We start from the raw sequence: 12,160 nt of genomic DNA on the forward strand, positions 1-12,160 counted from the left end.
GGCGGGCGCCTGAAGCTACCCGAAGGGCCTTAGTTCAACGCCGTGGCGCGGGCAGGGCACAACTAGTCAGGGGATGAACCGGGGTCAAACGACACCGGGGAGGGGGACTGGAGCAGCGCACCCGAGACGGGCATCGCGGTGGTCAGAGGGAGTTCAAAACCGTGTGCCGCCAACCATGCCGGCGTCGACGGTCCAGCGCCGGAGCCGTTGCCTCCGGCGGATCCGGAACCAGGCAGGGCAGGCAGGAAATCGGGCAGGATATCAAGCGGGCCGCCGTCGGGGTATGCCGGCGCAACGGCATCAGCAGAGGCACGCGGCGGCAGCTGACCCCAGGGCGCAGACGAGGCAAATACGCCGGCGCGGGGAAGGGCCGGAACCATTGCCCCGGTAACGGCCGCATGGCAATCGGTGGCGTCCGGTGCCGTCAGCGGTTCGTTCGCGCCACCCGGTTGATCTGCATTGGCTGGAACCAAAGAGCCGACCTTGCCGCCGTCGACTGTTAGCGGTAATTCCAGCCCGGTGCCAGAAACGGGGGAGGTGCCCGGGGCGGCACCTGCCGGGTCGATGAGCGCCGTAAGTGCAGCATCCACAATTTCAGGGACGGCGCCGGACACGCCCAGAAGGCTGTTTGCGGAATCGCCAACGGCGGCGTCGGCGATGTGCACGACGGGCTCCGTCAGCTCCGTCAGCTGCGCCAGCGATGCGGCAGGGGCGACGGGAACGACCTGCAGGAGACCGTCGGCGGTGCGGGTCACTTCGTGCACGACAGGGCTCAACACGGGGGCTGACACGGGTGAGGTAACTGCGGCCCCGGTGCCTTCGCCGGCCTCCCGGGAAGCAACATCGGTGGCCGGAAGCAGGATGTCCCCTGCCGGGTCCGCCGCGGGTGCAAGCGCCGTCACCGATGAGGTCGTGTTCGTCAGCAGGGAGTCCGTGTTGGAAGAGGCGGTGGCAGCCGGGGCCGAGAGCGCCGGCCAGGTCGTCGCGGCCGCGGCGGCGAGTAGGACGGGGCGGAGCGAACGCCAGACCGAACGTGTCGTTTCCATTCTGAACGCCTCCCCCCGAGTTGGCCCGAAACAGCAATTGTCCCCACCCTAGGCACGGTCCGGAGAGCAAGTCCAGACTTTCGCGATTAGAAAGTACGCCGAATTGATAATTAACCCACGCCCTTACGTTACGAAGTCGATGCCCCGCTGCGTTGTCCGACCGCGTCAGGAAGGATAGGCCAGGGTCCGGGCGGGGGTGGCCCTGCACTTCAACGCGTTCCTCCGTGACGGGTGCCGGAAGCGCGACCCGCAGAAGTCCACCGCGACCTAGCCGCCCGGATCCTTGGCCGACCGGATCCTTGGTTTCACGGGGCCAGGACCCCGTGACGCGAACACTGGGCCGTCCAGCCCAGCGGCGTGACCTGGACCTTCATCCGGCGCCGGCACTGCCCGCAGTAGCGGGGCGGTTCCAGCGCCAGCTGGCCGTCGCAGCGAAGATGGTCCGACGGCGGCCGGCCGCCGTCGGACTTGCCACCGCAGTGGCCGCAGAACGGGCCGACCGTGGCTGCTGCCGGGCCCCGGGCACCCCTGACCCCGTTCACAGCGACTTCTGGAATTCCTTGATGGGCATGTTCAGCTCCACGAGCAGGTTCAGGTCCGCGTTGGCGGGCCGGCCCAGAGTGGTGAGGTAGTTCCCGACAATGACTGCGTTGATGCCGCCGAGCAGGCCCTCCCGGGTGCCGAGGTCACCCAGGGTCAGTTCCCGTCCGCCGGCGTAGCGCAGCACCGTCCTGGGCATGGCCAAACGGAAGGCGGCGATGGCGCGGAGGGCGTCCTTGCCGTCCATGATTCCCTGGTTTTCCAGCGGGGTGCCCGGCCGCGGGTTGAGGAAGTTCAGCGGAACCTCGTGGGGTTCCAGATCTGCGAGCTGCGCGGCAAGTTCGGCGCGCTGCTCGAGGGATTCGCCCATGCCGATCAGCGCACCGCAGCACAGCTCCATGCCGGCGGCCTTGACCATGCTGCAGGTTTCCAGCCGCTCCTCGTAGCTGTGCGTGGTGACCACCTCGGGAAAGTAGCTGCGGGCCGTTTCCAGATTGTGGTTGTAGCGGTGCACGCCCCACTCCGCTAGCTGATCGACCTGGCGCTGAGTGAGCATACCCAGTGAACAGGCGATGTTGATCTCCACAGCCTCGTTGATGCGGTCGATCGCGAACTTGATCTGGTTCATCAGCTTGATGTCCGGTCCACGGACCGCGGCGACGATGCAGAATTCCGTGGCGCCGGTGGCGGCTGTTTCTTTCGCGGCCTTGACCAGTTCCGGGATGTCCAGCCACACCCCGCGGACTGGCGAGTCGAACAGGCCCGACTGGCTGCAGAAGTGGCAGTCCTCCGGGCAGCCGCCGGTCTTGATGGAGATGATGCCTTCCACCTCGACGTCTTCCCCGCAGTGCCTGAGTCGGACCTCATGAGCCAGCTGTAGGGCGGCCGGAAGCGCTTCGTCCGGGAGCCTGAGGACGTCCACCAGCTGGTTTTCGGTCAGCCCCACGCCCGCTTCAAGAACCTGCGTCCGGGCTGTTTCAAGGATAGCGTAGCTGGTCACGGGAGGGTCTGCCTGAATCGTCATTGATTGTCCTTTGCGCTGGCTAGCTGCGGAGATGCTTCCTGGCTCACGCTAGTTTCCTGCCCGCACAAGGATTTTGTCGGATAACGACAAGAAAGCGCCCGGCGCTTTGGCCAATACCAGCGTCACGAGGCCGGCGCGCGACCAGCTCGACCTTATACTTCCTGCGTTTCAGAACCCCTGCGGAATTCAACGGTCACGGTCTGCCCCGGATTCTTGGTCCTCAGTGCGGCGAGGAGGTCTTCAGCAGTGGCAGATTGTCACCGTCGAGCTTGATGAGCACGTCGCCGGGCCGGATACCGGCTTTGTCTGCCGGTCCGCCTTCCGGCACTGAGAGTGCAGGCGCTCCGTTTGTGTCGGGCAGGCCCAGCTCGTCCGCGATCTGTTGGGTGATTTCCGCCAGCCCGAGACCGATGAAGGCGTGATCGGCTGTGCCGTCCTCCCGAAGCTGGTCAGCCACTTTCACCGCGATGGCGGCGGGGATGGCAAACCCAAGGGCCACCGCCCCTGCCTGCGGCGGAATGTAGGCCTCGCTAATGCCGATCACCTCACCCCTGTTGTTCACCAGGGCGCCCCCGGAGTGGCCGGGGCTGATCGTAGCATCGGTCTGGATCAGGTCCACAAGGGACTGGCTGCTCGCCGCCGACCCCGGGCGGCGGGTGCGCCGCCGGTGGTGTTCCCGGGGAACTGCGAGGTCGTCGGCGTGTCCGGTTTCCGACCGAAGTCGGTACAGCCCGACGCCGCGGTCGCGAGCACGGCTGCCGTTGCGGCGAGCCTGAGGAGGCGGGTTCTGCGCCTTGCGGTCGCTGGCCGGTGGTTCCCTGAACGTCCTCTCGTGGCCGGCCTGATCGGATGCTGTTTTAAAGCTAATCCCGCGCAGGCAGCGGCTGCCAGAGCCGATTCCCCCAGCCCCTTCAGCTACTATCGCCTTCGTCGCGAAGCTCGGCCAGAATGTCCACCGCGTCAGTGTTGCCGCCGGCGGCCAGCCGCCGGAGTTCCTCGAGATCGCCCTTTTCGGCGGCAAGTTCAACGAGCTGGTCCGCCGCATCGCTGCTGCCGCCGTCGGCGAGGCGGCGCAGTTCGTCAAAGTCCTCCCGCTCGGCAGCGCGTTCGATCAGTTCCGCGACGGCGTCGAGGTCACCGCGGGCGGCTTGTTCCCGCAGGGCCGGGAGTTCAGGATCTGACATTTGGGGAACCTTCCATGGGACGTCGCCGTCGTGCATTTCGTAACGTACCGAGTCCGGGCGACACCCCGCAAGGTGTCGCCCGGACTCGGGAGGCGATTCTGAGGCATACCGCCGGGAATCATTTGACCGGGATCCTATGCCCCGGGGAAACCTCGGCTAGTGCGTCAGGTCCTTGCCCTTGGTCTCCGGGATGGTGAAGACGAACAGCGCGCTGACGATCAGCAGGACCACGGCGTACACGTTGAACACGTTGGAGAGGCCGATGGTGCCCAGCCAGGTCTGCAGGTACGGTGCGGTCCCGCCGAACACGGCCACGCAGATGGAATACGGGACGCCGACGCCGATGGTCCGGATGCTGGTCGGGAACAGTTCCGCGTACACGGCCGGGACGATCGCGGCGCTGGCGGCGATGAAGATCAGCATCACGGACATGCCCACGGCCAGCTGCCAGGCCGAATCCTTCAGCAGCCAGGTCATCGGGAAGTGCATGACGGCGCTGCCGATAGCTCCGGCCCAGAGCACCTTCTTGCGGCCGATCCGGTCGGATAGTTTGCCCCAGAAAGGCAGGGCGGCAATGAACACGATGTTGGCGACGACGCTGGCCCAGAGGGTTTCGCCGCGGTCGATCTTCAAAACGGTGGCGGCGTAACTCGGCGCCACAACGCCCCAGATGTAATAGATCACGGTGAGGCCCACGGTCAGCCCGACGACCTGGAGGGCCTGCTTGCGGTGCTTCACAATCTGCGGCCAGATCGGCGCACGCTTCTCGGAGGTAGTCTCGCCTTCGAAGGCCTCGGTCTCATGCAGCTTGGAGCGCATGATCAGGGCGTACAGGCCCAGGACGGCCCCGACCAGGAAGGGAACGCGCCAGCCCCAGGCATTCATGGCCTCGGCGCTCAGGGTCATGTTCAGGATCGCGCCCAGCAGGGTGCCGGCCAGGATTCCGGCTGTGCCCGAGGTGTAGATCAGCGTGGCCCACAGCCCGCGCTTCTCTTTCGGGGCCACTTCGGAGAGGTACGTCTGCGACGACGGCAGCTCGCCACCGTGGGCCAGGCCCTGGATCAGCCGGGCGACCAGAAGCGTCAGCGACGCCCAGACTCCGACGGCGGCGAAGGACGGCGCGACGCCGATCATGAGGCTGCCCAGCGACGCGAGGCCGACGGCGAGCGTCATGGAGGTCTTGCGGCCGATGCGGTCGCCGATCCAGCCGAAGAGGAATCCGCCGACCGGCCGGGCCACGAAACCGACGGCGAAGATCGCCAGTGTGGCCAACACCGCCGAGGCGGGATCAGCTTTGCTGAACAGCTGGCTGGCGATGAAGGGCGTAAACGTGGCGTAGATCGCCCAGTCGTACCATTCGACGGCGTTTCCGATACCGGTTCCGAGGAGGGTCTTCCGGGTGGCAGCCCGGCTGGCGCGCTGCGGGTCAACGATGGTGGTCATAATTTTCTCCGGAAAAGTTAGGGCTAGGAAGCGAGGGAAATGGGATTGGCCGCGGCGAGCGTCGCGATGCGGGCAATGGCAAGCTCTGCGTAGAGCGCTGCACCGTCGGCGAGGACGCCGTCGTCGAACGTGGCGTAGGGGGAGTGGTTGAAAGCGGTGGCGGTGTGGTCCGCTCCCGGGGCGACGGCACTGAGCCCGAGGAAGGTCCCGGGCACCTCTTCCATCACCCGGGAGAAGTCCTCGGATCCGCTGAGGGGGGTGGCCCAGCGGGTCAACCTGGCGTCGCCGAACAGGTTCCGGATGGTTTTCTCCGCGGTGAGGGTCTCGTTTTCGTCCGTGATGCTCAGCGGGTATTCGGCGCGGTATTCGACGTCGACGTCCAGGCCGTGGGCCTGGGCGATGCCCTTCAGGAGGACGGGCACGGCGGACATCATCCGTTCGCGGGAGGCATGCGAGAACGTCCGGACGGTAGCCTCGATGCGCGCTGATTCGGGGATGACATTTTTTGTGGTGCCCGCGTGCAGAACGCCGACGGTCAGGACTACCGGGTCGAACATGTTGAACTGCCGCGTGATCATGACCTGCAGCGCGGTCACCATCTCGGCGGCTGCCGTGACCGGGTCCTTGGCCTTGTGCGGCGCGGAGCCGTGGCCGCCGGCGCCGAGAATCGTGACGAACAGCCCGTCCGAGGCGCTCATCATCACGCCCGGCTTGGTGGCGAACTGGCCATACGGCTCCAGCGAGGAGAAGACGTGCATGCCGTAAGCGGCGTCCGCGCGTCGGCCGGCGGCGTCCAGAACCCCTTCGCGGATCATGTGGCCTGCGCCGTCGTACCCCTCCTCGCCCGGCTGGAACATCAGGACGACGTCGCCGGCCAGCTGCTCACGGCGTTCGGCCAGCAGGGTCGCGGCGCCGGCCAGCATCGAGGTGTGGAGATCGTGGCCGCAGGCGTGCATGGCGCCGTCGGTCCTGGAGGAGTAGTCCACGCCGGTACGCTCCTGGACGGGAAGACCATCCATGTCCGCGCGCAGCAGGACGATCGGTTTGTCTGCGGAAGTGTGCGCTGCGCCGCCGCGCAGAACCGCGGTGACCGACGTCGTCGACTCGCCGAGGGTGATTTCGTACGGCAGGCCGTCGAGTGCTTTGAGGACTTTCTCCTGGGTGCGGGGGAGTTGGAGTCCGATCTCGGGTTCCTGGTGCAGTTCGCGGCGCAGCCGGGTGATGTCGCCGTGCAATTCCCTGGCATCTTCTGTAACCGACATATGTTCCCGCTTCCCGAACGTTTGGTAAGTGCTTCCACCAATTGTGAAGTGACTGGAGTCACAGGCGGATGAATCGCAGAAAAAATGCAAAGGTATGCTGAAAGGACAGGATTCATGCAGTGACGGGAGATCCTGATGGAAGTCAGTGAAGAAGACCTACAGCTGATCAACGCGCTCCAGATTGCGCCGCGGATCAGCTGGTCGGACGCCGCCGGCATCCTGGGTGCCCACGCCACCACGCTGGCCGCCCGCTGGGAGCGGCTGAGAGCTTCCGGCGCCGCCTGGAGCACGGCTCATTGGATGGGCGATCCGAAGCAGATGTGCCTGGCGCTTGTGGATGTGGACTGCGAAATGGCGTCGCGCGCCGACGTCACGGCCGCGCTGGCGGCCATCCCGGAGGTGGTCACCGTGGAGGAGGCCGCCAGCAACCGTGACCTCATGCTCACAGTCATCACACCCACGCTTGTCCAGTTCAGCGACGTCGTGCTGGCGCAGCTCAAAGAGATCCCGGGCCTGACCAAGTACCAGACCTCGTTGTGCACGCGTCTGCACTCGGGCGGGTACGCGTGGCGGCTGAACGTCCTGGACAAGTCGCAGATCGCCGCCCTTCAGGCCCTCGCAGGGCCCGAGGCTTCCGGCCCGGCGCCCGCCGGAAGCCAGGGAGCGCCGCTGCCGCAGAGCCACCTGCAGCTGATCCCGTTCCTGGCAAAGGACGGCCGCGCGGCGGCCGCGGATATTGCCCGCGCCCTGGGCCGAAACCCGGCCACGGTCCAGCGGCAACTGAACCGTGTGCTGGCCAGCCGGGTGCTCTCATTCCGGTGCGAAATTGCGCAGAAGTACTCCGGATATCCGATCAGCTGCCAGTGGTTCGCCAACGTCCCGGCGGGTCAGCATGGGGCGGCCGCCGCTGAGTTGCGCAGCTTCCGCAACGTCCGGCTCAGTGCGTCCACCACCGGCCGCACCAACTTCGTGATCCTGATGTGGCTGCATTCCCTGGCGGACGTCATGAACGCCGAACAGGCACTCCAGCTGCGGATCCCCGGAATCGAGCTTGTGGAAAGCGTTGTGGTGCTCAACACCGCCAAGCGGGTCGGCTGGATGCTGAACCCGGATTCGACGGCGACCGGCGCCGTCGTCGTGCCCGCTGCCGACCTGGCGCCGACCGCCTGAGCCGCCCGGTCCGGCAGTTCACCCCGTATTTCCGGTGAAGGGGCAAGTTCCGTACGTTTCTGGCGGCGTGCGGGGGTGGAAAAGGCACTCTTTCTGCGGAGGAAATTCGGAGCCTGAAAGCCCGCGGGAAATTTACTGGCGAACACCCCCTAAATAATTCCGTTTTCTTCGGCATCGGGAAGAGGGGGCCCACTCGACCGAATGGTGTCCGCTGCTATTTATCGGACGGGCTGGTTCCGGTGCCGGCTCCGCCGGTAGAGGCGCGCGCGGGCGGTCAGGACGGGATTTTTCCGGGTTATCGAGCCAACGGCCCAGCCGTAAAAGCGGGCGAAAAATGCGACCTAAATCCCATAACTGGCATTAAAAATATAAGTCTGTATGGTATTGGAAAGATCGATCCAAGAAAGGCAGTGATTCCGTTGTCAGGAAAGTCTCCTAAAAGTGGCAGTGTCAAAAAAGCGGGAAAGTCGATTCTCGAAAAAAGGGCAGAGAAAAAAGCAAAAACAGAAACAAGTGATCTCTTCGCGAAGCCGCGCAAGAACCAGCGCTGACAAATCGTCGGTGATCGGCGGCCATGACCCCGGCTGGCTCCCGGTCACCTCCGACCCCGGAAAGGACTGCGCGTGCGCACCACCTGTACAGCCCTGATTGTGCCGGCCCGCCTCAGCCAGCCAGTACGCGTCGAAACCATCGACCCGACCCTGACCACCCTGCAGAACCTGGTGGAAGGCAACGTCGAAGCAATCACCAGCAGCGACTGGCACGTTTACCTGAACGACGAGGGAAACGCCATCAATCTGCCCGGGAACGGCCGGGCAGAGGTGCTGATCCGGGAAGCCGGTGTCTATCTTGAGGACACGTTTAACGGAACAGCCGTGTTCCTCGGCCACGGACGCCACATCAACAGAGCGGACGCACCCGGACACCTGATCCGGCTCGCCGAACGGCTCTTCGACACCGCGCTGGCAGCCTAGCTGTCATCGCAACCGGTTACCGCACATCGGCTGCTCCGTAGACGCCGTTATGGGGCCTGATAAGGGCACTTGCGGAGCAATCGATGGACATTTGGAAACGACGACGCCGGCCCGCCACCTGACCAGGTGACCGGCCGGCGTCGTCGGCGCCGAGCATATGTGTCCGAGGGCAGCCAAGCTACCGCAGGATGACCGTCCGGTTGCCGAGAAGCAGGATCCGTCCCTCGCAGTGCCAGCGCACCGCATTGCGCAGGGCCGCGCATTCGGCGTCCCGGCCCACTGCCACCAGATCGTCCGCGGTGTAGGTGTGGTCCACATCGATGACCTGCTGCGAGATGATAGGGCCCTCATCCAGCTCGGCGTTGACGTAGTGCGCGGTGGCGCCGACGGTCTTCACGCCGCGGTCGTAGGCTTGGTGGTATGGCTTGGCGCCCTTGAAACTGGGCAGGAAGGAGTGGTGGATGTTGATGGTCCGTCCCGCCAGCTTCGCCGAGAGCCCGTCGCTGAGGACCTGCATGTAGCGGGCCAGGACCACGAGCTCCACATCGAGTTCGTCGACGATTTCCAGCAGCCGGGCCTCAGCCTCCGGCTTCGAGTCCTTGGTCACCGGCAGATGGAAGAACGGGATACCGTGCCACTGCACCAGGCCTTCCTGGTCGCGGTGGTTGGAGACGACCGCGACGATTTCCACCGGGATGTCGCCGGTCCGCGCCCTGAACAACAAGTCGTTGAGGCAGTGGCCCATCTTGGACACCATGACCAGGACCCGGCGTTTGCGGCCCTGCGGTTCCAGCTGCCAGTTCATCTGCCATTTCTCCCCCAGTGCCGTGAAGTCTGCGCGCAGCTGCTCCGTGCTGAACGACGCCGGGGCGGAGGAGAAATGGACGCGCATAAAGAAGTGCCCTTCCCCGCGGTCTCCGTATTGCTTGTTGTCGATGATGTCGCAGCCGTGCTCGAGCAGGAAGCCCGAGATCGCGTGGACGATCCCGGGGGACTCCGCGCAGTCGAGGGTGAGCACGTGCTCGGCCGTGGCGGCCGGTTCCACCGGCTCGTGGGTGGGAGCCGTCGTCGTCGTGGTGGTGTTCAAAGCTTCAGCCCTTCCAAGTCCTTATCAGCGTCCGTTTCCAGATCCTGGGCCAGCTCGGCCTGGAACGTCGCGTAGCGGGCCAGGTGCGCGGGGCGGCGGCGCAGGATGACCCACGCGATGCCGAGGAGGATGAACCAGACCGGCGTGACCATTAGGGCCAGCAGCGTATCCGGCTGGGTGGTCAGGGTCCATATCACAAAGGCGAAGAAGGCGAAGACAACCCAGACCATCGGGACGCCGCCGGGCATCTTGAACTTAGACGCGTCATGCAGCTGCTGGCGGCGCTTGCGGAAGGCGATGTAGCTGGCCAGGATGATCGACCAGACGAAGACGAAGCAGACCGCGGACACCGTGGTGACCATGTCGAAGGCCTTGCCGATGTCCTGTCCCGCGTACATCAGCACCACGCCGGAGAGCAGCAGAACGCAGGTCAGGAACAGGGCGTTCCGGGGCACTTTGCGGCCGGAGAGCGCGCCGAAGATGCGGGGGGCGTCGCCCTCCTGGGCGAGGCCGTAGACCATGCGGGAGGTGGAGTAGATGCCGGAGTTGGCCGAGGACATTGCCGAGCTCAGCACCACCAGGTTGACCACCGTGGCGGCGGCTCCCAGGCCGGCCAGGGAGAACATGGCGATGAAGGGGCTGTGGCCGGCGGCGAACTGGGTCCAGGGGGTGACGGACATCAGGATGATCAGGGCGCCCACGTAGAAGAGCAGCACACGGATCGGGATGGAGTTGATGGCCCGGGGCAGGTTCTTCTCCGGGTCTTTGGCCTCTGCGGCCGTGGTGCCGACCAGCTCTATGCCGACGAAAGCGAAGACTGCGATCTGGAAACCGGCGACGAAGCCCATGAATTCGTTCGGGAAGAAGCCGCCGTGGCTCCACAGGTTGCTGAAGGTGGCTGGTCCGGCGTCGGAGCTGAAGCCGCTGAAGATCATGAACAGACCGACCACAATCAGGGCCGCGATGGCGATGATCTTGATCAGCGCGAACCAGAACTCCGTCTCGCCGAAGGCCCGCACCGTGGTCAGGTTCAGCAGCAGAAGGATGGCGATGGTCACCAGACCGGGGATCCAGAGCGGAAGGCCGGGCCAGAGTTCCTTCGAGTATCCGGCGATCGCTATAACATCCGCGATGCCGGTGATGACCCAGCAGAACCAGTAGGTCCAGCCGGTGAAGAAGCCGGCCCAGGGGCCCAGCAGGTCCGCGGCGAAGTCGCTGAAGGACTTGTAGTTCAGATTGCTCAGCAGCAGCTCGCCCATGGCCCGCATGACGAAGAAGAGCATAAAGCCGATGATCGCGTACACGAAGATGACGGAGGGTCCGGCCGCCGAGATCGTCTTGCCGGAGCCCATGAACAGGCCGGTGCCGATGGCGCCGCCAATCGCGATCAGCTGGATGTGCCGGTTGCTGAGCTGGCGCTCGAGGTGGGGGGCTTGCGCCGCGGTTTCGGTCTGGGTTTTCATTCTGCTCCTCGAATGGTCACGAGTTTGGTGGTTGCGGGACTAGACGGTGGGGTTGCCTCGCCCGTGACCGCGTTCAGCTGGTTAAAAGTGTAAAAGTGGATGCCTGCGACCCTGTCCGGATGTTCGGCCAGCTCGGAGATCAGCGATGCCGGCTGGTACCGTTCGCCGCTCAGCAGCCTGCGGGCCAGCGGACCCTTGCGGCTCAGGAATTTCAGTGAGGCGCCGACGCCGATCTGGGTGCCCAGTGCGACCAGCCTGGTTCTCGGCACGGGACCGGCGACCCCGGCCCAGACCGGCAGCTCCACGCCTTCGCGGCGCAGCAGGCCGACATAGTCGACGATCTTCGGGGCGGAAAAGCACATCTGCGTGACCACGTGGCTGGCCAGGTGCTGCTTGGCCAGCAGGGCGTCCAGCAGGTCGAGCCCGGCGACGGAGGGGTGGCCTTCGGGGTAGCCGGCGACGCCGATGGAGATGCCGCCGCCGGAGTACTGGGCGATGTCTTCCATCAGCTCGGCCGCCGTGTCGTAGGGTCCGGCGGCCCGGGCGGAGTCCCCGCCGATGGCGAAGACTTCCCGGATGCCGGCCGCGTCGCAATCCCGCAGGATCTCGACGAGCTGGGCGCGCTGCTGCAGGGCGCGTGCCGAGAGGTGCGGGACCACCGTGTAGCCCAGCCCGGCGAGCTGGACTGCGACGCGCATGGTGCGCCCGATGCCGTGGTGGGGCAGGCAGGTGATGGTCAGCGTGGTGCCCGGCGGCACGGCCGCGGTGACCTTTTCCACGATTCCCTCGGAAGGGATAATTTCGAGTCGTGTGGGGAACATCGTTGGTCCTTTACGGGTGTCAGACGCCGGCATGCGCGGCGATGAGTGAGCTGGCTTCCTGGCGGGTGGTGCCGGAGCTTTCGATGTGGGCGAGCTGGGGCGGGATTTCGCGGCCTTTCTTGCGCATGGCGGTGGCCCAGAGCCGG

Annotated in this window: 13 protein-coding genes and 1 pseudogene; 3 read left to right on the plus strand and 11 right to left on the minus strand. The window is 65.5% G+C overall.

Annotated elements, in window-relative coordinates; all coding sequences use genetic code 11:
- Positions 1–62 precede the first annotated feature (62 nt).
- From AC50X9_RS05710 to AC50X9_RS05740, 7 genes are all read right to left on the minus strand, one after another.
- Positions 63–1,046: a hypothetical protein gene (locus AC50X9_RS05710; RefSeq protein ID WP_494891202.1), complete on the minus strand. Its 984-nt coding sequence runs from the start codon at positions 1,044–1,046 to the stop codon at positions 63–65.
- A 305-nt stretch (positions 1,047–1,351) separates the two neighbouring features.
- Positions 1,352–1,588 carry a biotin synthase auxiliary protein BsaP gene (bsaP, locus tag AC50X9_RS05715; RefSeq protein ID WP_494891204.1) on the minus strand — a complete coding sequence of 79 codons (237 nt, stop codon included), beginning with the start codon at positions 1,586–1,588 and terminating at the stop codon, positions 1,352–1,354.
- Complete coding sequence (gene bioB / locus AC50X9_RS05720) at positions 1,585–2,610, minus strand: biotin synthase BioB (protein WP_494891206.1); 1,026 nt, start codon at positions 2,608–2,610, stop codon at positions 1,585–1,587. Before bioB ends, bsaP begins: the two co-directional genes overlap by 4 nt.
- A 220-nt stretch (positions 2,611–2,830) precedes the next feature.
- Positions 2,831–3,229, minus strand: coding sequence for a S1C family serine protease (locus tag AC50X9_RS05725; protein WP_494891208.1), 399 nt, complete (start codon positions 3,227–3,229; stop codon positions 2,831–2,833).
- A gap of 292 nt (positions 3,230–3,521) precedes the next feature.
- A complete protein-coding gene (locus AC50X9_RS05730; protein ID WP_494891210.1) occupies positions 3,522–3,794 on the minus strand; it encodes a hypothetical protein in 273 nt (90 codons plus the stop codon).
- Between the two features lie 156 nt (positions 3,795–3,950).
- The gene (locus tag AC50X9_RS05735; RefSeq protein ID WP_494891212.1) at positions 3,951–5,237 is read right to left on the minus strand and encodes an MFS transporter; all 1,287 of its coding nucleotides are present in this window, start codon (positions 5,235–5,237) and stop codon (positions 3,951–3,953) included.
- Positions 5,238–5,260: 23 nt separating this feature from the next.
- Entirely contained in the window at positions 5,261–6,499 is a 1,239-nt protein-coding gene (locus AC50X9_RS05740) for a M20 metallopeptidase family protein (RefSeq protein ID WP_494891214.1), read from the minus strand.
- Positions 6,500–6,634: 135 nt separating this feature from the next.
- Here AC50X9_RS05740 and AC50X9_RS05745 point away from each other — a divergent pair, with 135 nt between their 5' ends.
- The 3 genes from AC50X9_RS05745 to AC50X9_RS05755 all read left to right on the plus strand — a co-directional run bounded on the left by AC50X9_RS05745 (position 6,635) and on the right by AC50X9_RS05755 (position 8,643).
- Positions 6,635–7,669 (plus strand): Lrp/AsnC family transcriptional regulator, encoded by a 1,035-nt coding sequence (locus AC50X9_RS05745; protein ID WP_494891216.1) that lies wholly within the window; start codon positions 6,635–6,637, stop codon positions 7,667–7,669.
- A gap of 239 nt (positions 7,670–7,908) precedes the next feature.
- A complete protein-coding gene (locus tag AC50X9_RS05750; RefSeq protein WP_494891218.1) occupies positions 7,909–8,220 on the plus strand; it encodes a hypothetical protein in 312 nt (103 codons plus the stop codon).
- Between the two features lie 72 nt (positions 8,221–8,292).
- Positions 8,293–8,643: a DUF3846 domain-containing protein gene (locus AC50X9_RS05755; protein WP_494891220.1), complete on the plus strand. Its 351-nt coding sequence runs from the start codon at positions 8,293–8,295 to the stop codon at positions 8,641–8,643.
- Positions 8,644–8,821: 178 nt separating this feature from the next.
- Here AC50X9_RS05755 and purU read toward each other — a convergent pair whose 3' ends face one another.
- The 4 genes and pseudogenes from purU to AC50X9_RS05775 all read right to left on the minus strand — a co-directional run.
- The gene (purU, locus tag AC50X9_RS05760; protein WP_494891222.1) at positions 8,822–9,730 is read right to left on the minus strand and encodes a formyltetrahydrofolate deformylase; all 909 of its coding nucleotides are present in this window, start codon (positions 9,728–9,730) and stop codon (positions 8,822–8,824) included.
- Complete coding sequence (locus tag AC50X9_RS05765; RefSeq protein WP_494891224.1) at positions 9,727–11,193, minus strand: amino acid permease; 1,467 nt, start codon at positions 11,191–11,193, stop codon at positions 9,727–9,729. Before AC50X9_RS05765 ends, purU begins: the two co-directional genes overlap by 4 nt.
- Positions 11,190–12,014 (minus strand): methylenetetrahydrofolate reductase, encoded by an 825-nt coding sequence (locus AC50X9_RS05770; protein WP_494891226.1) that lies wholly within the window; start codon positions 12,012–12,014, stop codon positions 11,190–11,192. The genes AC50X9_RS05765 and AC50X9_RS05770 overlap by 4 nt, the downstream gene beginning before the upstream one ends.
- A 19-nt stretch (positions 12,015–12,033) precedes the next feature.
- Positions 12,034–12,160, minus strand: a pseudogene (locus tag AC50X9_RS05775) (lipoyl synthase); the annotation flags it as partial.

It is taken from the genome of Pseudarthrobacter sp. HLT1-3, from assembly GCF_059383535.1.

Coding starts and splice junctions, on each gene's coding strand:
- AC50X9_RS05770 (WP_494891226.1), bottom strand. CDS start 12,014: ATGTTCCCCACACGACTCGAAATTATCCCTTCCGAGGGAATCGTGGAA.
- AC50X9_RS05735 (WP_494891212.1), bottom strand. CDS start 5,237: ATGACCACCATCGTTGACCCGCAGCGCGCCAGCCGGGCTGCCACCCGG.
- AC50X9_RS05730 (WP_494891210.1), bottom strand. CDS start 3,794: ATGTCAGATCCTGAACTCCCGGCCCTGCGGGAACAAGCCGCCCGCGGT.
- AC50X9_RS05765 (WP_494891224.1), bottom strand. CDS start 11,193: ATGAAAACCCAGACCGAAACCGCGGCGCAAGCCCCCCACCTCGAGCGC.
- AC50X9_RS05740 (WP_494891214.1), bottom strand. CDS start 6,499: ATGTCGGTTACAGAAGATGCCAGGGAATTGCACGGCGACATCACCCGG.
- bioB (WP_494891206.1), bottom strand. CDS start 2,610: ATGACGATTCAGGCAGACCCTCCCGTGACCAGCTACGCTATCCTTGAA.
- AC50X9_RS05745 (WP_494891216.1), top strand. CDS start 6,635: ATGGAAGTCAGTGAAGAAGACCTACAGCTGATCAACGCGCTCCAGATT.
- AC50X9_RS05710 (WP_494891202.1), bottom strand. CDS start 1,046: ATGGAAACGACACGTTCGGTCTGGCGTTCGCTCCGCCCCGTCCTACTC.